Source organism: uncultured Pontibacter sp. (genome assembly GCF_947502515.1).
In the GTDB taxonomy this organism is placed as follows: Bacteria; Bacteroidota; Bacteroidia; order Cytophagales; family Hymenobacteraceae; genus Pontibacter.
Genome location: NZ_CANNAI010000006.1, coordinates 41,669 through 65,517, shown reverse-complemented (window position 1 = coordinate 65,517; position 23,849 = coordinate 41,669). Strand labels below are relative to the sequence as shown.

Genomic DNA, 23,849 nt, shown 5'->3' with positions numbered 1-23,849 from the left:
AAAGACCATCCACAAAGTAGAACAGTTCTAAAACAGAAAGGGCCCGACTGATGCCGGGCCCTTTCTGTTTTAGAAACAGGTATAACCTATTCGAAGAAGAAATTCATGATCTCCTGCTGAATAACCGGGTTAATGGCAATGGCCATGATAACCGAGATAACCAGACCAATCGTGACAGACAGGATGTCCTTGCCGATCAGGTTGAAAGTCTTGGCAAGTTTAGCGCTGCCTTCCTGCGCTCTGATACGCATACCCAACTCACGGCCTGCCAGCAAACCGATGAACACCCAGGTGGTACTCATTGGCATGTTATTGAGCTCTTTAAAGAAGTAAAGGATGATGGCGTATACCAGGTCAATGATGGTGGCGCTGCGCACGTCACGCACATCCGATTTCTCGTTGATGATCTCCTGTATTTTTTCACCTTTCTTGAAGAAAAGGAAGCCCATACCCAGGAAGATAAAACCAGCGAAAGCGACAAACTCCCAAATGTTGAGCGAGCGCGGCAGGTATACAGCCACGTTAGCCAAGTCTTGGGCCAGCCATGTGTGCCATAGGAAACCTGAAACAACCCACTGCGCCACTGTCCAGAAGCTATGGGCCTCGCCCTTAACAAAGCGCTTGATAACTTTTGAGAGTGCAAGGTATAGGAGAAGTGCCGTACCAAAGGCAGCCACATAACCCAGTAAACTCTTTTCTATCATGCCCACAATGGCACCTGAGCTAACCGTAAACACGCTCAGGAGCATGAAGGTAGTGGAGACAGGTATACGGAAGCGGGTGAGAAGCAAAAGGATGATTGGAGCAGCCAGCTGCAGAAACACGAAATTGTCCGGTGTCTGGTCAAAACCTTTGGAGGAGAGACGCTGATAGGTCACGTCGCCGTTGAACATGTACCAGCTATAGAATACAGTACCCAGGAATATAGTGCCCATAAAGAGCCACTGCCAGTACCAGGCCCGCTTTTCGTTGGATACGATAAAAGTACCGATGGTCTGAATACTGTCGTTCGCTATAGCTGAGTAAGCGGCAAACAGGAAGCCTACCCACATCGCAATGGATGCATACGGATAAACAATGCCGGCAACAATGAAGGAGAAGGCGATGAAATAGAGGAACTTCTTCTCTTTCTGGAAAAGCACGTCCAGCAAACTGAAGCGCTTTCTGAACTTGTAAGGCTGGGTGGGTACGACTGCTTTTTTACCCTTTTTAGTCTTAGCCATTTTAAAGAATTGGGTGAGTTTTTAAAAAACGACGCAAGTTACCATAAAATAGGCGAGTAGTCTGGTTATCCAATGTTAAGAAATTATTAACAGATGCATCCTTATACCTATTTGGCAGTGTAGAGTTGTAAATGGCTAAGCATGAATGGGTACAGTGCCAAATGGTATAGATAAAAAACTATAAATCCCGTATGGCATAATCACACCTGAATCTTCTATCTTTGCAGCATGGCGACACAAGAGAAAACCCCTGTAGAAAACGCACAATTGAAAGATATCATCTCGCACGCAAAGGAGTACGGCTTCGTATTCCCGTCGAGTGAGATCTATGATGGTCTGCAAGCCGTGTATGATTACGGCCAGATGGGCGTAGAGCTGAAGAACAACCTCAAAAACCTGTGGTGGAAGTCCATGACGCAGCTGCACCAGAACGTGGTAGGTATAGACGCCGCCATTTTCATGCACCCGCATACTTGGAAAGCCTCCGGTCACGTGGACAGCTTCAATGACCCGATGATCGACAACAAGGACTCGAAGAAGCGCTACCGTGCCGACGTGCTGATCGAAGAGAAAGCTGCCCAGTACGAAGCCGATGGCCATTACGACAAAGCCAGCGAACTGTTAGTGGAAATGGGCAAGCTGCTCGGTGCTGAAGAGCTTGACGCGGTACGTGAGCTGATCATCCGTGAAGACATTAAATGCCCGATCTCCGGCACGACCAACTGGACCGAAGTACGTCAGTTTAACCTAATGTTCTCGACGCAGGTAGGTTCTGTGGCCGAAGACTCGAGCACCATTTACCTGCGCCCGGAAACGGCACAGGGTATATTCGTGAACTTCCTGAACGTGCAGAAGACCGGCCGCATGAAGGTACCATTTGGTATCGCGCAGATCGGTAAGGCTTTCCGTAACGAGATTGTGGCGCGTCAGTTCATTTTCCGTATGCGGGAGTTTGAGCAGATGGAAATGCAGTTCTTCGTGCGCCCTGGCACGGAGATGGAGTGGTACAACACCTGGAAAGAGAACCGCAAGAAATGGCACCAAGCTATCGGTATACCTGCCGACAGCCTCCGTTACCACGACCACGAAAAGCTGGCCCACTACGCCAACGCCGCCGTGGACATCGAGTTCAAGTTTCCGTTCGGTTTCAAGGAAGTTGAGGGTATACACTCCCGTACCGACTTTGACCTGACGCAGCACCAAGAGCTGAGCCGTAAGAAAATGCAGTACTTCGACAACGACCTGAACGAGGACGGCAAACCATACGGCAACTACATCCCTTATGTGGTGGAGACATCGGTAGGCGCCGACCGCCTGTTCCTGATGACGCTTTGCAGTGCTTATACCGAAGAGGAAATCACTGAGGGCGATTCTACAAAGAGCCGTACTTTCTTGAAGTTCCACCCGGCCTTGGCTCCAGTGAAGGCAGCTATCCTGCCGCTAACGAAAAAAGACGGTCTGCCAGAGAAAGCAACCGAGATCTTCAACTCGCTGCGTTACGACTTCAACATGATTTACGAAGAGCGTGACTCTATTGGTAAGCGCTATACCCGTCAGGACCTGATCGGTACGCCGTTCTGTATCGCCGTTGACCACCAGACGCTGGAGGACAACACGGTAACGGTACGTGACCGCGACTCTCGTGAGCAGGTGCGTATGCCAATCAGCGAGCTACACAGCTACATCGACAAAGCCGTTAACTTTAAGAGCATATTTGAGAAGCTTTCCTAAGGTATAGGTATAGCGCTCAACAAACAAAACAGCCTGCGACTTAAGTGTTGCAGGCTGTTTTGTTTTGAAGATATAGCTAGATGTGTTCTTTAGCTATACCTTGTAGGGGGTGTAAATTTGTTCCAAAACATATTAAAGTGCTGTTGTTATGTTAAATAAAGAATTGTTTCATGTGGAAAAATGGACATAAGATGGGATGTGATTGAAATTTAGTGAATTGATAATCAGTGAGTAGTATTCTGCCATGTTGCGATTTGTGCACATAGGTATAGCTTACAAGTTAATTGTAGTTAGCAGAAATGTATACAGGTATAGCAGATGTGAAAGTCTATACCTAATGAATGTGCAAAAGACAGCGTGTATAAACCTGTAGGAGACTAAAGCTCAATATAAAACAAAGGAGGCAAACCAGGAGTTATACACGTATGTACCATTAAACCAAAAGCTATGGCAAATACATCAAAATCGAAGAACAGCTCTGAAAAAGACCCATGTTGGAAAGGCTACGAGCAAGTGGGGATGAAAGAGAAGAATGGCAAACAGGTACCGAATTGCGTGCCTGAAAACAAGTCTTCTAGCTCGTCATCAAGCTCCAGCAAAAAGAAATAATTTACATCTACATAAAGAATCAAAAGCCCCTGCCAGATAAGCAGGGGCTTTTAATTCTCGGAGTATCCCCTTGAGGACAAGTGAGAACGGGAGTTCGAAACTAGCAACCCTAGGTCAATAGGGGTGCTAATTAGGTCTTTTAACGCGCTAAGTTGGCCTCTTTGCATTTGCTCCATACTTGAACCACTCTGCGCTCCGCTCAAGGGAAAGGCTGTTTCATTCTAAAAAGCTTACTCATAAATCACTGTCATTCTGTTAAGAAACTTGGTTAGAGGAGTGATAAGCCTATGCTACTTGCGAACAAGATTCTTTCAGAATGACAAAAATAGATTGAATGAAACGACCTTACTGCCAAGGGGAGGGTTTGCTAGATTGAAACAGCATTTCTGTTTGGTCGTCATTAGCTTTCTATACCTGTACATGCTATTCAAACCTAACAATCAAGTACTAGGGGCCATACAGCCCTAATCGAAGTCCCCCGAAAAATTAAAATTCCGTACCTTTGCCGCATTATTGGGGACCATGTGGAATAAGATTGCCATTTTCATTATCAAAAACAGGCTGAGACTCCTTATCCTGTTAGCGTTGCTTACTGCGTTTATGGGCTACAAGGCCAAAGACGCAGAGATGTCGTATGATTTCGCCAATGTCGTGTCGCCGGACGACCCGGACATGATGTATTTCCAGCGTTTCAAGCAGACTTTTGGCGAAGATGGCAATATTCTCGTGGTGGGCATGCAGAGCACGAAGACCTACAAACTTGAGAACTTCCGTCAACTCAAAGCCCTGTCTGATGAACTAGCGACGGTAGAAGGGGTGAAGGCGGTTATATCCCTACCTAACCTGATACAGGTTGTAAAGGATACTGCTGACCGCAAGTTCACTACCACCCCAATCTTCGACCCCATGCCGCAGACGCAGGCGCAGCTTGACAGCATGCTGCGGGTGGTGCGCAACCAAGGCTTCTATGACGGGCAAATCATCAACCCGAAAACAGGCGCCACTTTGCTGGCGGTTACCGTGGACCCTGAATTCCTGAACTCGGCACGACGGGTGCAGGTGATGGACGATGTGATGGAGCATACCGAGGCTTTTGCCAAGAAGACAGGTATAAAGCTGCACTATGCGGGTCTGCCGTTTGTAAGGGCTGTGATGACGACCAAAGTGGCCGCAGAAATGAAGATGTTCCTGATTCTGGCCTTGCTCGTGACAGGCATCACACTCTTCATCTTCTTCCGCTCATTCTACGCCGTAATCTTCCCACTCCTGATGATCAGCATGGTGGTGGTCTGGGTGCTCGGCACACTAGCTATACTCGACTACAAGATATCATTGCTCACAGGCCTTATACCTGCCATTTTGGTCGTGATAGGTATACCGAATACCACCTACCTGCTCACCCGCTACCACTACGACTACCGTCGGCACGGCAACAAAATTATGGCGCTGGCACGGGTGATTAGCAAGATTGGTGTGGTGAATTTGGTGACCAATACGACTACAGCGATTGGCTTTATCGTGTTTACTTTCACGCATGTGGCCATTCTGTATGAATTCGGAGTCGTGGCAGGTATCAACATCTTCGTGACCTACATTATCAGCATCGTGCTGATACCTGTGGTGTTCTCGTACCTGCCGCCCCCAACGCCACGTCAGCTGCGACATCTGGACGCCAAACCGCTCAACAAGTTTCTGGAGTTTCTGGACCACATCGTGCACCACAAACGCCACTTGGTTTACTTCTTTACGATCGTCGCTTTGCTGGCTTCGTTCTGGGGTATTTATAAGGTGAAGACGGTCTCTTATATGGTGGATGATCTACCGGAAGAGAGTAGCGTGAATGCCGACCTGGCTTTCTTTGAGCACCACTTCAGCGGGGTCATGCCACTCGAGATTATCGTGGACACAGGTATAAAGCAAGGCGTGATGCGGCTGCCGAACCTGAACAAACTCAACCAGCTCGAAGACTTCCTGCGCACGCAGCCTATCCTGTCAGCGCCCATCTCCATCGTGGGGCTGGTGAAGACAGCAACGCAGGCGTTCTACGAAGGGGACCCAGGCTCGTACCGCTTGCCTGACAACACGGAGCGCAACTTTGTGTTCAGCTACCTGACCAAGCAAGATGGTGGCGACAACCAGCGACTCTTGCGCTCGTTCGTAGACAGCACTGGTCAGACGGCCCGTATCTCGCTGAAAGTAGCCGACGCGGGCTCCCGAGAGCTCGACACGCTTATCATCAGCAAAATAAAACCCGAACTGCGCGACATCTACGGTGGCGAGGGCGTGACCGTGACGGAGGAGGGCAACACCATGACCTTTACCCGCGACGAGACGGGCGCCGAAACCAAGGTGAGCCTGACGGGAACGACGCTCCTGTTCATCAAAGGAAACGAATACTTAATCAACAACCTGCGCTCGAGCCTAGTGCTGGCCTTTGTGTTGGTAACTATTGTCATCGCTTTGTTGTTTAAGTCGGCGAGGGTAGTGATTATTTCGGTGATTCCCAACATGATACCGCTTTTGATTGCAGGCGGACTGATGGGGGTTTTCAACATACCGCTAAAGCCGAGCACAGCGCTGATTTTCAGTATTGCGCTAGGTATAGCCATCGACGACTCGATTCACTTTCTGGCCAAGTACCGCAGCGAATTGCTGAGCAACGGGTTCCACGTAAGTCGCGCAATCACGACCAGTTTGACGGAAGCGGGCACGAGTATGATTTACACGTCCATCATCCTGTTCTTCGGTTTTGTGATCTTCGCTTTCTCCGAATTTGGCGGAACCAAGGCCCTAGGCGTGCTGATGTCGGTGAGTTTATTGATTGCATTATTCACAAACCTGATTATATTGCCAACTTTGCTGATGAGCTTTGATAGCGGCAAGTACAAGCGTGACCCATACGCCCTGATAGAGCACTACGACGAGTTCTATCTGGAGCACGAGGACGAGGAGCTTGACCTGAACCAGCTGAAGTTGAAATTACAAGACGAATTACCTGAAGAAGTAAGTGCTTAACATGGCAAAGTATAACGAATACAAAAATCTGAATTACGCCAAAGTAGGCGAAGATGTACTGGCATACTGGAAAGAACACAACATCTTTCAGCGGTCAGTTACGACAAGAGAGGGGCATAAGCCTTTCGTGTTTTATGAAGGACCGCCGTCGGCGAACGGTACGCCGGGCATACACCACGTGATGGCCCGCGCCGTGAAAGACATTTTCTGCCGCTACAAGACCCTGAAAGGCTTTCAGGTGAACCGCAAAGGCGGCTGGGATACGCACGGTCTGCCCGTAGAACTGCAGGTAGAAAAGGAGCTGGGTATCACGAAAGAGGATATCGGCAAGAAGATAACGGTAGAGGAGTACAACCAGCGCTGCCGCGAAACGGTGATGCGTTTCAAGAGCCAGTGGGACGACCTGACCGAGAAGATGGGCTACTGGGTGGACCTTGACAATCCGTACATCACCTTCGAGAACGAATACATCGAGTCGATATGGGCCCTTTTGAAGCGCCTGTACGACAAAGGCTTTTTATACAAGGGTTACACCATCCAGCCATACTCGCCGGGCGCAGGCACGGGTTTGAGCTCGCACGAACTCAACCAGCCGGGTTGCTACAAGATGGTGAAGGATACGACCATTGTGGCGCAGTTCGAGGTGAAGAAAATCACCCGCAACATGTTCCTGTTCGAGTACGAGGAGGAAAAAGTGTTCTTCTTAGCTTGGACGACCACCCCTTGGACGCTTCCTGCGAACACTGCCTTGGCGGTGGGCAAAGGCATTAAGTACGTGAAAGTGCGTACCTACAACCCCTATACCTACGAGCCGATTTCGGTGATTCTGGCCAAGGACCTCGTGAGCCGCTTCTTCAATCCGAAGGCAGACGGCATTCCGTTGACAGAGTATAGCTCGGGCGATAAGCTGATTCCTTACAAGATAGTTGAAGAGTTTATCGGTGCCGATTTGGCAGGGGTGGAGTATCACCAGCTGATGCCATACGTGCAGCCAGAAAAGCCCGCTTTCCGCGTAGTGGTAGGCGATTTCGTGACGACGGAAGACGGTACGGGTATCGTACACATCTCGCCAACGTTCGGTTCGGATGACTTTAGGGTAGCTGCCCAGAACGACATACCTGCACTGTTGGTAGAGGACGAGAACGGCAAGCCATCGCCGCTCGTGGACAAGCAAGGACGCTTCGTGAAGGAAATAACCGACTTTGCGGGCATGTACGTGAAGAACTACACAGGCGAGGACGAGTCGGCCGCTGATTACAAGCCGACCGACGTCCTGATTGCCATCAAACTGAAAGAAGAGGGCAGGGCCTTTAAAGTAGAGAAATACGAGCACACCTACCCGCATTGCTGGAGAACTGATAAGCCGGTGCTTTACTATCCGCTGGATAGCTGGTTCATCAAGACCACTGCTGTAAAGGATAGACTGATTGAGCTCAACAAGACCATCAACTGGAAACCGGAGTCAACAGGTACAGGCCGTTTCGGTAACTGGCTCGAGAATCTGGTGGACTGGAACCTGTCGCGCTCGCGCTACTGGGGTACGCCGCTGCCTATCTGGAGAACAGAGGACGGCGAGGAGGAGATCTGCATTGGCTCTATCCAGCAACTAAGCGACGAGATAGACCGTGCCGTGGACGCTGGCTTTATGGAGGCTTCCGTGGAGATAAACGACCTGCACCGTCCGTATGTGGACAACATCGTGCTGGTGAGCCACTCCGGAAAGCCAATGTACAGAGAGACAGACCTTATCGACGTTTGGTTCGACTCGGGCGCCATGCCTTATGCACAATGGCACTACCCGCTGGAGAACAAGGAAATATTCGAACAGAACTTCCCAGCCGACTATATCGCTGAGGGGGTTGACCAGACACGTGGTTGGTTCTTTACGCTACACGCTTTGGCTGTGATGCTGGAGGATAGCGTGGCTTACAAGAACGTTATCGCAAACGGTCTGGTGCTTGATAAGAACGGCAACAAGATGAGCAAGCGCCTTGGCAACGCCATCGACCCGTTCGAGATGATTGGCAAGTACGGCCCGGACGCTGTGCGCTGGTATATGATTGCCAATGCGCCACCTTGGGACAACCTGAAGTTCAACCCGGAGGGTGTTGTAGAGACCCAGCGCCGTTTCTTCGGCACGCTGCAGAACACGTATTCTTTCTTCGCGCTATACGCTAACCTCGACAACTTCACCTTTGCCGAGGACGAAGTGCCGTTGGAGCGCAGAACCGAAAGCGACCGTTGGATCATCTCGAAGCTGAATACGCTGGTTGCCGAGGTAGACACTTTCTTAGAAGACTACGACCCAACCCGTGCCGCTCGTGCGATACAGGATTTCGTGGTGGATGACCTGAGCAACTGGTACGTGCGCCTGAACCGCAAGCGTTTCTGGAAAGGCGAGTACAACGAAGACAAAATGGCCGCTTACCAGACACTCTATACCTGTCTGGAGACGATTGCCAAACTGGCGTCGCCTATCGCGCCATTCTACGCCGAGCAACTCTACCGCGACCTGAATGCGGTGAGCGGCAAGCACAAAGAGGAATCGGTGCATTTGGCTTACTATCCAGAGGTAGAGCATTCGGCTATAGATAAGGACCTGGAAGAGCGTATGGAGCTGGCTCAGACTATTTCGTCGCTGGTGCACTCACTGCGTAAGAAGCACTTCATCAAAGTGCGTCAGCCGCTGCAGCGTATCCTGATACCTGTGATGAATGACAAGACGCGTCAGCAAATTCAGGCCGTGGAAGACCTGATCATGAGTGAGGTGAACATCAAGCACGTGGAGTACATCGACGATACATCGGGCATTCTCGTGAAGAAAATCAAGCCGAACTTCAAGAAACTGGGTCAGGTCTTTGGTCCGAAGATGAAGCTGGTGGCCGCCGCTGTGCAGCAAATGAACCAAGACGACATCGCCCACCTGGAGCGTGAGGGAGGTATAGAGCTTCAGATAAGCGATGAGGAAACCGCCGTACTGACACCGGAAGACGTGGAAATCTCTTCGGAGGACATCCCAGGCTGGTTGGTTGCCAGCGAGGGCAAGCTGACTGTAGCGCTTGACGTGACCATTACCGAAGAGCTGAAACAGGAGGGTATCGCCCGCGAACTGGTGAACCGCATCCAGAACCTGCGTAAAGACAGCAACCTGGAAGTGCAGGATAAGATTCACATCGTGCTGCAGGCATCTGTAGCTGAGGTAAACGCCGCAGTGGAAAACTTCCGCGACTACATACAGGCCGAAACACAGGCATTGAGCTTGGAACTGGCTGACAACGTGGTAGATGGCACTATCTTGGAGGTAGATAATTACCAAGTGAATATCCGTATCCGCACCGAGGCGGTAGTTGCATAAATCAAAAGCCCTAGCTGTATAAATGGCTAGGGCTATACCTTATACCTTTATCCTGCAGTGACGAATAAACTTACTGCAGCCTAATTGACGAAACATGAAATATTGGAAGTACTACCTGGTGGCCCTGATTGTCATCATCATCGACCAAGCTGTGAAGCTTATCGTGCATTACAACATGGAAATGGGTATGCCAGGCGAAATCGTGCTCCTGGGCGATTGGTTGAAGCTGCACTATACTCTGAACCCGGGTATGGCTTTCGGCGTGCAGCTCGGCTCTGACTATGGCAAGCTGATTTTGTCATTATTCCGCTTGGTAGCGGTATTTGGTATTGCCTATTACATTTATCACCTTGTTCAGACGAAAGCTCCTAAAGGGCTAATCTGGTGTATCGGCCTGATTCTGGGCGGCGCCATCGGCAACTTGATTGACAGTACTTTCTACGGTGTGTTGTTTGATAACCATCCTTATGGATCCCCAACGCCTTGGTTCCATGGGCAGGTAATCGATATGTTCTATTTTGATATCTGGGAAGGTATCGTTCCAAATTGGGTTCCGATTTTAGGCGGCAAACCTATGTCCTTGTGGCCAATCTTTAATGTAGCAGACTCGGCTATCTTCATTGGTGTGCTGATCATCCTCTTTAATCAGAAGCGCTTCTTCGCGCACTATGATGAGCCAGCTAAGCAACCAGCGGCTGAGCAACAGGGATTCTAAGGTATAGGTATAAGTAAACAGAGAGGCGGCTGTTCCATGTGGAGCAGCCGCCTCTTTTTATTGTTACAAAAAGCAAGACTATAAGATACCCAACCGCTCCAGCCTTTCCTTTAAGTCCTCCGGTGAAGTGAAATGAATCGATTCTATCCCTAATTGCTCGGCAGCTTTGATATTGCGCAGGTTATCATCAATGAAAAGTGCTTCGGCTGGCTGCACCTTATACCTGTTGAGCAAGGTATGGTAAAAGCTGTGATTGGGCTTGCGGTCTTTCTCAGTACCGGATACCACGATGCCATCAAACCAACTAAGGAAATCATAACGTTCCAATGCAATTGGGAAGAGCTCTGCTGACCAGTTGGTGAGGGCGTAAAACTTGTGTTCACCACGGTTCTTCATCTCTCGGAAAATCTCGACAGTGCCTTCAATCGGGCCACCCAGCATTTCTTCCCAACGACCGTAGTAGGCTCTGATATGCTCTTCGTGCTCCGGATGCTTTGCGATCAGGTATTCATTGGCTTCCTGTATCGTGCGGCCGCCATCCTGTTCTTCGTTCCACTCAAACGTGCAGACATTCTCCAGGAAGTGCAGCATTTGTGCTTCGTCATCAAAAATCTTACGGTAAAGATGATGGGGGTTCCAATCGATCAATACAGCGCCAAGATCCCAAATGATGGTGCTTTTAGAATTTGTTTCAGTAGATGTACTGTTGCCTGTTAGCGTGTTTTCAGAAGTGTTTTTCATATGTTTTAGCGTCGATCTTAAATGTACTGCGAAAAACGAAAACAAGAAAGATATCGCAATCATTCAAAAAACCTTATTTTTACCAGAAGCACCTTATTCCTATACCTTTGTCTATACCTACGCCTATACTGCAGGTCACGGATCTGAAAACTACTTTCACTACACGCCAAGGTATAGTGCACGCGGTGGAAAGTGTTTCTTTTACAGTAAATGCAGGGGAGGCAGTGGCGATTGTTGGTGAATCGGGATCGGGAAAGACAGTGACGGCATTGTCACTGATGCAACTGCTTGACACGAATGCGCAGGTAGGAGGGAAGGCGGTCTTTCAGTCGCAGTGCCTTGGGGAGGTGGACTTGCTGCAGTTAGCCGAAAAGCAGTTGCAACAAATCCGAGGGCGTGAGCTGGGGATGATTTTTCAAGACCCGATGTCGTCGCTCAACCCCGTCTATACCTGTGGACAACAGGTGGCGGAGGTACTCTTGTGGCACCTTAAAATTTCCAAAAAAGAGGCGAAGGAACGTGTATTGCAACTTTTTGAGCAAGCTAAGCTTCCGAGGCTCGGGCAAATTTACGACAGTTATCCACACCAAATATCCGGCGGACAGAAGCAACGAGTTATGATTGCCATGGCCATGGCCTGTGAGCCCGCTATCCTGATAGCCGACGAGCCAACCACTGCGTTGGACGTAACAGTGCAGGCCCGCATGCTTTCGCTGATCGATGAACTGCGGGTGAAGCAAAACATGGCAGTGCTATTCATTAGCCACGACCTAGGCGTAGTGGCTGAAGTAGCTGACCGGGTGCTGGTGATGTACAAAGGACGTATTGTAGAGCAGGGCAAGGTGCTCGATATCTTTACCAACCCGCAGCACCCCTATACTAAAGGCTTGCTGGCCTGCCGCCCCACACTGAGCATCAAGTCGCAAGCCAAACTGCCGACGGTGGCTGATTTCATGGAGGAAGATGCGCAAGGTAACGTTCGCGAGAAGCAGCCGCAGGTATACGAACCGTCATTGGTGGATGTGGTGAATGCTTATGTAGGAACAGTCTCAGATATAAAACAACAGCGCGACAATAGCCAGAAACCCCCATTGCTGCAGGTGCAAGACCTGCAGGTGCATTTCCCGATAAAGAAAGGAATCTTTTCCCGCACCACAGGTCATGTAAAAGCCGTGGACGGGGTGAGCTTTGAAGTGAAGCACGGCGAAACGATTGCATTGGTCGGCGAGTCGGGGAGTGGTAAGACGACGCTAGGGCGAGCTATACTGCGGCTGGTGGAGCCCACAGTGGGTCGTGTGCTATTCGAAGGTAATGATATTGCCGGAATGAATGCGGAGACCCTGCGCCAAAACCGCCGCCTTTTTCAGATGATCTTTCAGGATCCTTATACCTCACTCAACCCCATGCACACCGTAGGCGAAGCTATCCTGGAGCCCATGCGTGTGCATAAACTGCACGGGAGCGACAAGGAACGCCGTTTGAAGATGGTGGAACTGCTTGAGAAAGTAGGGCTTATGGCCGAGCACGCGCAGCGTTATCCACAGGCCTTTTCGGGCGGGCAGCGGCAGCGCATCGCTATTGCACGGGCCCTGGCACTGCAACCCGAGCTGTTGATTTGCGACGAATCAGTGTCGGCGCTGGATGTGTCGGTGCAGGCGCAGGTCCTTAATTTGCTCAACGAACTCAAGCGCGATTTCAACATGACCTATATCTTCATCACCCACGACCTGGCCGTGGCCAAGCACATGGCCGACCGCATACTGGTGATGCACGAGGGGCGACTAGTGGAGCAGGGTATACCTGCACAACTCTTCCAGAACCCGCAACACGATTATACCCGAGCCTTGCTACAGGCTATACCTAGTGGTGAGCCCGAGGCCATTATGGCGGCGCAGGAGAAGCGAGCAACTCTGCAATCAGGTATAGCGCACTATCCGCACTATCAGATATAGCCCCATTGCCGTCAATTAAAGAGAAAGAATATCTTAATTGTCATCTCGACAGGATGGAGAGATCTGATTGATCTCAAGTGCTTGGCTATATTTCAGATTTCTCACTAGCGTTTGAAATGACAGACACTTGCTTAAGTGACGGCATTGGCTATAGGCCCCTATCAGGATCAATATACCTACCTATATAGCCCATATATAGACTTTTCTCTATAAATTCACCTGAAATTGAGTTGGCTTTAACCTTAGTCTGCCTTGTGGGCGTATAGAGGCTAAACTATTACAACCAATGATTGCAATGGCCTGAAGTGCGGTATACCTGTACCGGCCAATAGAAAGAAGATACATGAGAAGTAAAAGACCAAGCAAAAGCGGCAGAGATAAAGACAGCCGCAACGAAAAAGGCGGCTCCCGCAGAGGCGAGTCTTCCAGAAGAGAACCATCGGCAAGAAGCAGTTCGCGTAGAGGCGACGACCGCAGAGGTGGTGGTAAAGATAAGTCGGCCAAAGGCATCGTGCTGGAGATGTTCTCCAACAGCCCCGACACAGTGTTCACGCAGCGCCAGATTACCCGCAAGCTAGGCATCGTCGACAAAAAAGGACGTGACCAGTTGCAGGGAATACTAGTGAACCTGGTGCGCGAGAACAAACTGTTGCTGATTGACGGCGACAAGTACCAACTCAACCTGCGTGTGAACATTATCACTGGCCGCGTAGACCTGGCTAACAGCAAGTATGCCTACATTGTGTCTGAAGAGACAGAAGACGATGTGCGCGTGTTCCGCGAGCACCTAAAGTATGCTATGGACGGTGACCTCGTGAAAGTGGAAGTATTGCCGACCATGCAGGGAGGACGTGCTGAAGGTATAGTCGTGGAAGTGCTCGAGCGCTCTCGCACCGAACTGGTGGGCATCATGGAGCTTTCCAAAAACTTCGGTTTCGTAGTCCCTGACTTCAAGAAGCTTTACTTTGACGTGTTTGTGGGCGAACGCAACCTGAACGGGGCTGAAGCTGGCGACAAGGTACTGGTGAAGATCGTGGAATGGCCAAAAGAGCCAGGCAAGAACCCAACGGGTGAGGTAATCCGTGTGTTCGGTCCAGCGGGTGAGCACGAGGCGGAGATTCACTCAATCATGGCCGAGTTCGGACTACCGTTTGAATTCCCGGAGGCTGTGGAAGAAGAAGCCAATCAGATCTCGGACAAGCTACCGGCTGGCGAAATAGCCAAGCGCCGCGACATGCGTGATGTCACTACCTTCACCATCGACCCTGCTGACGCCAAAGACTTTGATGATGCCCTCTCCATAGAGAAACTAGAGAATGGCAACTGGGAAATCGGCGTACACATTGCCGACGTGACCCATTACGTGCACCCACGCAGCCTACTCGAGAAGGAAGCTTTCCACAGAGCCACTTCGGTATACTTGGTGGATAGAACCATCCCAATGTTGCCGGAGCGCCTTTCAAACGGCCTTTGCTCGCTTCGTCCGAACGAAGAGAAATTCACGTTCTCGGTAGTGTTTGAGATCGACGACAACGGCAAACTGTACGATACTTGGTATGGTCGCACAGTAACCTACTCTGACCGCCGCTTTGCTTACGAAGAGGCGCAGGAACGCATCGAGACAGGGGAGGGAGACTTTGCTGAAGAGATCAATGTCCTGAACAACATTGCCAAAAAACTACAGGCCAAGCGCTTTAAAAACGGTGCCATTAGCTTTGAAACCACGGAGGTGAAGTTCAAGCTGGATGAGAACGGCAAGCCACTATCCATTTATGTAAAGGAGCGCAAAGACGCCCACAAGCTGATCGAAGAGTTCATGCTGTTGGCAAACAAAAAGGTGGCTGAGTTTGTCTACAACAAAGGCAAAGGCAAGAAGCGCCCGACCATGGTATACCGTACGCACGGCTCACCGGATCCAGACAAACTGAATACTTTCTCTGTTTTCGCGCGCAAATTCGGGTATAAGGTGGACCCTGATGGAGATATCTCTGAGGAACTGAATAACCTGACACACGAAATAGAGGGCAAACCGGAGCAGAGCGTACTACAGAATCTGGCGATCCGTACGATGGCCAAAGCCAAGTATAGCACCGAGCCCGAGGGGCACTTCGGTCTGGCCTTTGATCACTACTCGCACTTTACGTCGCCGATTCGCCGTTACCCGGATATGATGGCACATCGCCTGTTGCAGCATTATCTGGACGGTGGTCAGTCGGAGGACAAAGAGGCTTATGAAGAGCGCTGCCGCCATTCTTCAGAAATGGAGAAACGTGCCGCCGACGCCGAGCGTGCCTCTATTAAGTACAAGCAGGTGGAGTTCATGAAGGACACCATCGGTAACCAATACAAAGGAATTGTGTCTGGTGTGACAGAATGGGGTATATTTGTGGAGATTGAAGAGAACAAGTGCGAAGGTATGGTGCGCCTGTCGAGTCTGAACGACGACTACTACGAACTGGACGCCAACAACTACCGCATCATTGGTCGTCAGTCGAAGCGCATTATCTCGTTTGGTGACGAGGTGATGGTCGAGATCGTAAGCGCCAATATGGCCGAGCGCACCATCGACATGGAACTGGTAGAAACCCTTAAAACACACTAACACCCCTGTGGATATCACGCAGCTTTCAACCCAGCTTAACCAAACTCTGAATACCCTCCGCTACGGCGACGAGCCTGCGGAATTGTACGAGCCTATCCGCTACATCATGTCCTTGGGCGGAAAGCGAATAAGGCCCTTACTGGTGCTTCTGGCTGCAAAAATGTATGATGATGATGTGGAAAACGTGCTATTGCCCGCTGCGGCGGTAGAGGTTTTCCACAACTTCACGCTCATGCACGACGACATCATGGACAAGGCCCCACTGCGCCGCGGCAACCCTACCGTTCATGAGAAGTGGGATGCTAATACGGCCATTCTGAGTGGCGACGTAATGCTCGTGCGCGCTTACGAAATGATGCTAGGTATAGAACCCGACAAACTGGGCAAGGTGTTGCAACTCTTCAGCAAAACAGCCGCTGAGGTATGCGAAGGCCAGCAACTCGACATGAACTTTGAGCAGCGTGAGTTAGTAAGCATCGAAGAGTATATCCAGATGATTACGCTCAAGACAGCTGTGCTTTTGGGTTTCAGTCTGGAACTGGGGGCCATCCTACAGGGAGCGCCAGACAGCGACGCCGAGCACCTGAAGCAATTTGGCGACAACGTAGGCATCGCTTTCCAACTGCGCGACGATTTGCTCGACGTGTATGGCGACAAAGATAAGTTCGGCAAGCAAGTGGGCGGCGATATCCTCTCAGACAAAAAGACGTTCCTGATGCTCACGGCTTTGGAGCAGGCTAACAACGAGCAACTGCAAACCATCTTAGACTGGCGCGACAAAACCGATGCCGAGACGGCCGAAGAAAAGGTGCAAGCCATTACCGCCGTGTACGACCAGCTCAATATCCGCAAGCAAACTGAACAGCAAATCGACCACTATTTCCAACAGGCACTGTATCACCTGGAGGCTGTGCAGGTGCCCATCGAGCGAAAAGCCACTATCCATGGTCTGGCTCTGCAGCTGATGGAAAGAGATAGTTAGTATTGTTAATTGTTAGATTGCTGGTTCGCAGGGAGCAGTTTTCAGGTAAAGTAAGTCTTGCAAATAATGACCTTATACCTGAAAGCCTAATCGAAGGCCCAAGTCAATTAATCGGCTTACAACAAGAATTTAGTGCCAGCCAAAATCAAGCGTTTGAGCATATAAGGAATTCTTAATTCACTCAAACGCTAACTCACTCAATCACTCAATAGAAAAATGAGCGTTACAGTTATCCTGATCATCATTACAGTAGGTATATCCTGGTATGCCTGGAAGAATTACGAGCTGATGCAGAACTGGATCTTCCATCCTTATTCTGTAGCCAGTGACAATTCCTGGCATCGTTTCCTGACATCGGGTTTCCTGCACGCCGATTACACCCACCTGTTCTTCAACATGTTCACGCTGTTTTTCTTCGGCAATGCTGTTGAGATGACGTTTGGCGCTATTTTCGGAGATGTAACCGGTATCCTGATCTACATGCTGATCTATCTGGGCGGCATTATCGTGTCGGATATACCTACCTTTCTGAAGCATCGCCACGATCCGTCTTACCGTGCCTTAGGTGCTTCCGGTGGAGTTGCTTCTGTCGTGTTTTCGAGCATCCTCTTTTACCCGACACAGGATATTTGCCTTTATGCTATTCTTTGTATACCTGGTTTCATCCTGGGCATTCTATACCTAATGTACTCTTACTTCCAGGGCAAGCGTATGGGCGATAACATTAACCACGACGCACACTTTTACGGTGCAGTGTACGGTATGGTCATAAGCCTGGCCTTAGTACCAAAGGCAGGTCCTTTGTTTATCGAACAAATCAGCAACTGGCGTTTGCCTTTTTTATAGGGGAAATATAATTGCACTTTATTGGCCTGATTCTTAAAAATTAAAATCAGGCTGACAGGCGGTGAATTCCGTATAAATGCAAAAGACAAGCATTTGTACGGATGAAATCGAAACTATATTATATATACCTGGGAGTAGTACTTATTCTAGCCTTTCTTCTGGTTAGTAAACCAGCCGCTGCGCAGAATGTCAGCCTGAAGCGTACCACTATTATGGAGTATGTTATTAACGAGCGGCCCTTGCTGGCCGAGCTTTTGACCACTGCAGGTATGGCTCCTGCTCTTTCTGGTAGCACCTCCTATACCTTATTGATGCCTCCTGAAGCACGCTTGCAAGAGCTGAAAGGCCAGTCTGTTGAGAAAATACGCTCTATGATGGCCATACACCTCGTCAAGGGGGTATTGGCCAGCACAGACTTCAAAGAGGGGAACTACTTACAGACTTATGGAGGAGAGAAGCTGTATGTGTGCCGTAAGAGAGATAACACCCTCCTGAATGGTGTGAAATTGCGCACCACAGACACTGCACTGCGAAATGGTATGGTGCACGAACTGGAAGGGATGTTACAACCTTAAAAACAGAAGATATCCTGTCTGAATTCTGGATTGCACCGTTTTACCCTTTATCAGCCTATTCATCCTTGAATAGGTATAAAGCATCTGGTAACCGATTGCGTATGCTATACGAGAACTCTTCATGGATAGTAAGACGCACCATACCGACCCAACCACCAGGCAATATGTAGCTCGCAACAGGTGCTATGAGATAGCCTATGATGGCATCAGGAACCGAATATACTACAGTATATTGGGCTTTTGGAAGAACACAGACAGCATACCTGATTTCCTGAGTGATTGGGACAAGGCACTGCAACTTGTCTCTGAAGGCTTTACGCTCCTTATCGATATGCGTACCATGATCACCCACCCGCAGCAACTCAATAGTCTGCATGAAGAATCGCGGCGCAAAATGAAAGCAATTGGAGTGAGCAAGATTGCCAATGTTATGCCTGTTGACAAAATAGCCAATTTGCAGGTAAGCGATTTAGCAACTCGCAGCCATTTACCGCTCCACACCTTTGAGACCTGCGAAGCCGCAGAGCAGTGGCTAAATGAGTCCGTGGTATAACACTGTGGTTTTCACTCAATTTTCTTTTCCTTCAGGTATTTTTTTCCTCTTCGCTTATCCTTACCTTTTGTAACCGTTTAGGTATAAATCTAGTTATAGCTACCAATTACCCCGTTTCGGTCAGGGTAATATAGCCTATACCTTCTGTCTGGCAGCACATGCGGCCAGTCCTGTTCTTAACTTTTCTAGCATGACGTACGAGATTGGCGTAGTTCTGTCTGTGATAGCGGTAGCTGTAGTGCTTTTCGTCAGCGAGAAGCTCTCTATCGACACGACAGCCATTCTGGTCATGTCTCTTTTTATGGTGCTTGGCGTGCTTACGCCTGCCGAAGGCCTTGCTGGTTTCAGCAATCCCGCTACCATCACCGTTGCCTGCATGTTCGTTATCAGCACAGCCATCTTTAAATCGGGTGCACTAAGCAGCGTTGGAGTATTGCTCACGCGGGTGGGGCGTCGTAACTATCTACTCTGTTTGCTGGCCGTGATGCTGGTGGCAGGTCTGCTTTCCGCGTTTATCAACGACACCGCTGTAGTAGCCCTGTTGATGCCCGTCGTGATACAGGTGGCACGGGACACGCGCATTAGCCCGGCCAAATTGCTCATGCCGCTCTCTTTTGGGGCACTGCTGGGGGGCGTATGCACGCTTATCGGCACCTCCACTAACATCCTGGTAAGTGGTATAGCCGAGTCGCAGGGTGAGGCACCCATTGGCATGTTTGAGCTCACTGCAGCTGGCGTCTGGTTCCTGATTATTGGGGTGCTGTACATGCTTTTGGCGGGTCGTTTTTTGCTGCCTAGCCGTAAGCTGGCCGATGACCTGACCGATGATTTTAATATGGGTGACTATCTGACCGAGATTGTTATCCAGCCTGAGTCTCCGTCGGCAGGTATGCCGCTCAGCAGTTCCAGCCTGGTGCAGAACCTGGACATAGACGTGCTGCAGATAACCCGCGACAAGTATTTGCTGAATGCCACACCCTACACCATGCTGCGTGTAGGCGATGTGTTGAAGGTCCGCTGCGACGTGGAGAAGCTCAAAAAGATGAAAGAGGAGAAGGGCATCAAGCTGAAATCAGAACGGAAGCTCAAAGAAGAAGACCTGAACAATACTTCCACAAAGCTTTACGAAGCGATTGTGACGCCTAACTCCTACATGGTAGATAAGTCCTTGAAGCAGCTTGACTTCAGAGCGCATAACCATGGCGCCACGGTGGTGGCAATACGACATCGCGACGAAATTTTGCACGAAAAACTGACCCACACCCGCCTATCGGCCGGTGACGTGCTTTTGATTGCCGCCGACAAAGACCAAGCCCTGAACCTTCGCAACAATGAGGACATTCTGCTAATATCAGAGACAGAGCGAAGCCAATACGATTACAGTAAGATCATACCAGTACTGCTGATAGGAGCTGGCGTTGTATTTACGGCCGCTACTGGGCTGGCGCACATTGTGCTGAGTGCCCTGGTAGGCGTAGTGCTGCTGGTGCTGACCAAATGTATTCGACTCGACGAACTCTACAAGGCCATTGAGTGGAAGGTGATCTTTATGTTGGCTGGAGTACTCTCCATGGGTACTGCGCTGGAAAAAACAGGAGCGGCCGGCCTGCTTTCAGGTTTTCTGGTGGACTCTATCGGCAGTTATGGGCCACATGCTTTGCTGTCGGCTTTTTTCTTTATCACGTTCATGTCTACCAACTTCATGTCGAACAATGCTACAGCGGCCTTGCTGGCACCAATCGCTATAGTGGCGGCTAAGGAGATGGGTGTAAGCGTACGACCTTTTCTGGTAGCGGTGACTTTCGCGGCTTCGCTCAGCTTCATGACGCCTATGGGTTACCAGACCAATACCATGATTTACGGGCCGGGCAATTATAAATTTGTAGATTACCTGCGGGTAGGCACGCCCCTGAACATTCTTTTTTGGTTGCTGGCTTCGCTTATCATCCCGTTCTTCTTTCCGTTTTAAAACTGTTCCACGTGGGACAGAAGAGCAGGCTAATCGTATACATACTGTTTATACCATACCTTCGTAACTATGGGAGAAGACCTGTTCCTGATTTTTCTGGCGATTCTGAGTCTGGCCTGTGTGATACTGGTGTGGCATTTCATGGCGGAAGAAGAATAATCTAAAACTTTGCCCATCCTTACGCTCTATATGACCTCACGCGTTTTATTCCTGGTTATTCTCCTGCTATTGATGGGTACATACGCCATGGGCCAGCCTGGTCAACGGCAGGTAACCCAGCAGCAGTTGATCTGGTACTCTTATAACAACACGCTCTTATTACATTCCAACTGGTCATTTGGCACAGAATTGCATGAGCGACGGTTCTTCAATCCTGACAAGCATCATCAGTTCTTGGTACGCAACAGCATTCGCCGGAAAGTAGGGGAAGGCTGGGAAGCATCTGCAGGTTTCACCTATTTCCTACAGAGCCCGAATGAGCCGGATGCCCTGGTGCGTCTTACCATCCCGGAGCTCCGGCCACACCTTCAACTTAACTACAACCAACCTCTAGGCAACTTGACCATTGCACACCGATACAGAGCAGAAAAGCGCTATTTCCGGAATGCTTCTGACGACAGGCTGACAAATGGCTATAATAGCAATTACAGGTTTAGGTATAGGGTAGGGATAGAGTATAAGCTGGCAACGATTCGTAACCAACCGCTCAAGCTGAAAGTGAATAACGAAGTCTTTGTCAATGCAGGGAAGAGAATATTATACAACAGATTTGACCAAAATCGCATCTATGCTGGCGTGAACTATGCTATCCTGGATAACCTGGAGTTTGAGGCAGCTTATCAGCATTGGTACCAACAGCGCAGATCGGGTTATCAGTTCTACAACAGGCACATCATCAATCTGGCCATCTATCACAGAATCGATCTTAGCAAAAAAAGCGATAAAGAAGCGCAGTAGCTATACCTATGGCAGTTTGAGTGTAGCCAGTCACGCGGTCGCGCTATACCTTACAGATAGCCCTTTGCCTGTAGCGTGAAGAGTTCCGCGTATTTACCATTCTGCGCCAGGAGCTCTTCATGCGAACCCAATTCTTTTAGTTGCCCTTGCTCCAGAAACAAAATACGGTCAGCCATGCGCACCGTCGAGAAGCGGTGGGAGATAAGCACAGCCGTTTTGCCGGCAATCAGTTCTGAGAAGCGAAGGAATACCTCGTGCTCTGCACGGGCATCAAGAGCGGAGGTAGGTTCGTCGAGTATGAGCAGCTGCGCGTCGCGCATATAGGCGCGGGCCAGCGCCACCTTCTGCCATTCCCCGCCCGATAGCTCTACACCTTTATTAAAGCGTTTTCCCAGCACCTGCTCATACCCGTCAGGCAGTCGCTGAATTACGGGGTCAGCCAGGCTTTTCTGCGCCGAACCCAGTATGCGGTCGCGGTCACTGATGTTGCTGATTTGGCCGATGGCGATGTTGTCGGAGGCAGTCATCTGAAAGCGCACATAATCCTGAAAGATGATGCCCACCTGGTGGCGGAGGTCGTTCAGGTCATACTCGCGCAGGTCAATGCCATCGAGCAGGATACGGCCTTCGGTGGGTTCGTAGAGTCGGGCCAGGAGCTTTACCAGCGTCGTTTTGCCGGCTCCGTTCTCACCCACCAGCGCCAGTTTTTCGCCTGCCCGCAGATGGAAGGAGAGGTGACGCACCGCCCATTTTTCGCTGTTGTGGTACTTAAAGCCGACATCCTCAAAGGTGAAGCCCTGCTGGATAGGACGTGGTATCTGCAAGGGATTGACAGGCGGGGTGATCTGGGGCTTGAGCTCCAGAAAATCAAAGAGGTCCTGCAAGTATAGCGCACTCTCAGCGATCTGTGAAAAGCGGGTCATGATGCCCTGCAGCAGGCCGCGCATGTTGCTAAACGAACCAGCCAGGAAGGTCAGTGTACCCACTGTAATAGCTCCTGCCACCGTCTGGAACAGGATGAAAATGTAGGCGCCATAGTAGGCCAAAGTACCCAAAGAGGAGAGGGCGCTTCCCCACACTGCACGTCGCACGATCAAGCTTTTATTTAGTGTATAGTAGCGGTCCGAGAGCTCTTTGAAGCGACTGGCCAGAAAGCCTGACAGGTTGAAGGTCTTGATCTCTTTGGCAGTTTCGTCGGAGGCACCGATGTAGCGCAGGTAGTCAAGCTCGCGGCGCTCAGGCGTCCAGGAGCGGGAGAGGGAGTAGGTGCGCTCGTTAAAGTGCGTTTCGCCTAGAAAAGAAGGTATAACCGCCACCAGCAGGATCAGGATGAGCCAAGGATTGAACGCAATCAGACCAACGGCCAGAAAGCCGATTGTGACCATATCCTGCAGCTGCGAGAGTACCTGCGACATTAGCACCACCCGCGTGATGGTTTGCCGCCTTGCTCGCTCCAGTTTGTCATAGAAAGTAGCGTCCTCAAACTGGGCCAAATCCAGCCGGGCGGCGTGTTCGATGAGTTGCACGGAGGTTCTGTTGGAGAAGAGGTCACCCAGCAGACTGTCGAGCAGCGTAATGCCCCGATTAATGATATCCGAAAGCACAGCCAGGCCCAGTTCTGCCGCAACCAGTATCCAAAGAAAACTCAGGTCGCGCTCGCCTGTCACATCGATCAGCCCAATCACCTCGTCAATGATCAGCTTGCCCACATACAGCATGGCCAATGGTATAGCCGATTTAACAAGGCGCAGCAGCAGGTTACCGATGGTCATACTGCGGCTCGTCTCCCATATCAGGCGGAAGAATTTGGGCAGATTCTTAAGGGCACCTACCTGCTCGCGGAAGCTTTTCTTGTCCTGGTTAGCTTTACTAGATGCTGCTCTTGCTCCTTTTTGGGGGGTATTCATGTATTTTAATTCAAATTATATTTTTGGTAATGGTCGCTCCTCATATACCTGTGGCATCACTTAATGTTCTGGCTTCCTTCTGCAAAATATATGTGGCCGGCTGGTTTTTGCCTGATC

General features: G+C 50.1%; 16 protein-coding genes. 13 read left to right on the top strand and 3 right to left on the bottom strand.

Features of this window, described 5'->3' with window-relative positions; all coding sequences use genetic code 11:
* Positions 1-86: 86 nt before the first annotated feature.
* On the bottom strand, positions 87-1,223 hold the full coding sequence (locus Q1A54_RS15155) for a hypothetical protein (protein WP_299989933.1): 1,137 nt from the start codon (positions 1,221-1,223) through the stop codon (positions 87-89).
* A 228-nt stretch (positions 1,224-1,451) separates the two neighbouring features.
* Between Q1A54_RS15155 and Q1A54_RS15150 the strand changes: the two genes are divergently transcribed.
* From Q1A54_RS15150 to Q1A54_RS15130, 5 genes are all read left to right on the top strand, one after another.
* On the top strand, positions 1,452-2,954 hold the full coding sequence (locus tag Q1A54_RS15150; protein ID WP_299989930.1) for a glycine--tRNA ligase: 1,503 nt from the start codon (positions 1,452-1,454) through the stop codon (positions 2,952-2,954).
* 447 nt (positions 2,955-3,401) lie between these two features.
* Complete coding sequence (locus Q1A54_RS15145) at positions 3,402-3,563, top strand: hypothetical protein (protein WP_299989927.1); 162 nt, start codon at positions 3,402-3,404, stop codon at positions 3,561-3,563.
* A 522-nt stretch (positions 3,564-4,085) separates the two neighbouring features.
* Positions 4,086-6,578 carry an MMPL family transporter gene (locus Q1A54_RS15140; RefSeq protein WP_299989924.1) on the top strand — a complete coding sequence of 831 codons (2,493 nt, stop codon included), beginning with the start codon at positions 4,086-4,088 and terminating at the stop codon, positions 6,576-6,578.
* 1 nt (position 6,579) lies between these two features.
* Positions 6,580-9,933: an isoleucine--tRNA ligase gene (gene ileS / locus Q1A54_RS15135; protein WP_299989921.1), complete on the top strand. Its 3,354-nt coding sequence runs from the start codon at positions 6,580-6,582 to the stop codon at positions 9,931-9,933.
* 94 nt (positions 9,934-10,027) lie between these two features.
* Positions 10,028-10,648 carry a lipoprotein signal peptidase gene (locus Q1A54_RS15130; protein ID WP_196116499.1) on the top strand — a complete coding sequence of 207 codons (621 nt, stop codon included), beginning with the start codon at positions 10,028-10,030 and terminating at the stop codon, positions 10,646-10,648.
* A 78-nt stretch (positions 10,649-10,726) separates the two neighbouring features.
* Here Q1A54_RS15130 and Q1A54_RS15125 read toward each other — a convergent pair whose 3' ends face one another.
* Positions 10,727-11,389: an HAD family phosphatase gene (locus tag Q1A54_RS15125; protein WP_299989917.1), complete on the bottom strand. Its 663-nt coding sequence runs from the start codon at positions 11,387-11,389 to the stop codon at positions 10,727-10,729.
* A 107-nt stretch (positions 11,390-11,496) separates the two neighbouring features.
* On the opposite strand from Q1A54_RS15125, the gene Q1A54_RS15120 reads away from it, so the two are divergent.
* The 8 genes from Q1A54_RS15120 (at position 11,497) to Q1A54_RS15085 (ending at position 21,825) form a co-directional block, all read left to right on the top strand.
* Complete coding sequence (locus Q1A54_RS15120) at positions 11,497-13,341, top strand: ABC transporter ATP-binding protein (protein ID WP_299989914.1); 1,845 nt, start codon at positions 11,497-11,499, stop codon at positions 13,339-13,341.
* Between the two features lie 343 nt (positions 13,342-13,684).
* On the top strand, positions 13,685-15,943 hold the full coding sequence (gene rnr, locus Q1A54_RS15115; protein WP_299989912.1) for a ribonuclease R: 2,259 nt from the start codon (positions 13,685-13,687) through the stop codon (positions 15,941-15,943).
* 7 nt (positions 15,944-15,950) lie between these two features.
* Positions 15,951-16,925, top strand: a complete 975-nt coding sequence (locus tag Q1A54_RS15110) for a polyprenyl synthetase family protein (RefSeq protein ID WP_299989909.1) — start codon at positions 15,951-15,953, stop codon at positions 16,923-16,925.
* 216 nt (positions 16,926-17,141) lie between these two features.
* The gene (locus Q1A54_RS15105) at positions 17,142-17,771 is read left to right on the top strand and encodes a rhomboid family intramembrane serine protease (protein WP_196116478.1); all 630 of its coding nucleotides are present in this window, start codon (positions 17,142-17,144) and stop codon (positions 17,769-17,771) included.
* A 101-nt stretch (positions 17,772-17,872) separates the two neighbouring features.
* A complete protein-coding gene (locus Q1A54_RS15100) occupies positions 17,873-18,346 on the top strand; it encodes a fasciclin domain-containing protein (protein ID WP_299989905.1) in 474 nt (157 codons plus the stop codon).
* 121 nt (positions 18,347-18,467) lie between these two features.
* The gene (locus Q1A54_RS15095) at positions 18,468-18,899 is read left to right on the top strand and encodes a hypothetical protein (protein WP_299989902.1); all 432 of its coding nucleotides are present in this window, start codon (positions 18,468-18,470) and stop codon (positions 18,897-18,899) included.
* Positions 18,900-19,089: 190 nt separating this feature from the next.
* Positions 19,090-20,868, top strand: coding sequence for an SLC13 family permease (locus Q1A54_RS15090; RefSeq protein WP_299989898.1), 1,779 nt, complete (start codon positions 19,090-19,092; stop codon positions 20,866-20,868).
* A 168-nt stretch (positions 20,869-21,036) separates the two neighbouring features.
* Positions 21,037-21,825 carry a DUF2490 domain-containing protein gene (locus Q1A54_RS15085; RefSeq protein WP_299989895.1) on the top strand — a complete coding sequence of 263 codons (789 nt, stop codon included), beginning with the start codon at positions 21,037-21,039 and terminating at the stop codon, positions 21,823-21,825.
* A 50-nt stretch (positions 21,826-21,875) separates the two neighbouring features.
* Here Q1A54_RS15085 and Q1A54_RS15080 read toward each other — a convergent pair whose 3' ends face one another.
* Positions 21,876-23,732, bottom strand: coding sequence for an ABC transporter ATP-binding protein (locus Q1A54_RS15080; RefSeq protein WP_299989892.1), 1,857 nt, complete (start codon positions 23,730-23,732; stop codon positions 21,876-21,878).
* Positions 23,733-23,849: the final 117 nt, after the last annotated feature.

What these genes read in the sequence shown, in the direction of transcription:
- ileS (WP_299989921.1), top strand. Translation starts at nt 6,580, where the DNA reads ATGGCAAAGTATAACGAATACAAAAATCTGAATTACGCCAAAGTAGGC.
- Q1A54_RS15090 (WP_299989898.1), top strand. Translation starts at nt 19,090, where the DNA reads ATGACGTACGAGATTGGCGTAGTTCTGTCTGTGATAGCGGTAGCTGTA.
- Q1A54_RS15155 (WP_299989933.1), bottom strand. Translation starts at nt 1,223, where the DNA reads ATGGCTAAGACTAAAAAGGGTAAAAAAGCAGTCGTACCCACCCAGCCT.
- Q1A54_RS15125 (WP_299989917.1), bottom strand. Translation starts at nt 11,389, where the DNA reads ATGAAAAACACTTCTGAAAACACGCTAACAGGCAACAGTACATCTACT.
- Q1A54_RS15080 (WP_299989892.1), bottom strand. Translation starts at nt 23,732, where the DNA reads ATGAATACCCCCCAAAAAGGAGCAAGAGCAGCATCTAGTAAAGCTAAC.
- Q1A54_RS15105 (WP_196116478.1), top strand. Translation starts at nt 17,142, where the DNA reads ATGAGCGTTACAGTTATCCTGATCATCATTACAGTAGGTATATCCTGG.
- Q1A54_RS15150 (WP_299989930.1), top strand. Translation starts at nt 1,452, where the DNA reads ATGGCGACACAAGAGAAAACCCCTGTAGAAAACGCACAATTGAAAGAT.
- Q1A54_RS15140 (WP_299989924.1), top strand. Translation starts at nt 4,086, where the DNA reads ATGTGGAATAAGATTGCCATTTTCATTATCAAAAACAGGCTGAGACTC.
- rnr (WP_299989912.1), top strand. Translation starts at nt 13,685, where the DNA reads ATGAGAAGTAAAAGACCAAGCAAAAGCGGCAGAGATAAAGACAGCCGC.
- Q1A54_RS15100 (WP_299989905.1), top strand. Translation starts at nt 17,873, where the DNA reads ATGAAATCGAAACTATATTATATATACCTGGGAGTAGTACTTATTCTA.
- Q1A54_RS15095 (WP_299989902.1), top strand. Translation starts at nt 18,468, where the DNA reads ATGGATAGTAAGACGCACCATACCGACCCAACCACCAGGCAATATGTA.
- Q1A54_RS15145 (WP_299989927.1), top strand. Translation starts at nt 3,402, where the DNA reads ATGGCAAATACATCAAAATCGAAGAACAGCTCTGAAAAAGACCCATGT.
- Q1A54_RS15130 (WP_196116499.1), top strand. Translation starts at nt 10,028, where the DNA reads ATGAAATATTGGAAGTACTACCTGGTGGCCCTGATTGTCATCATCATC.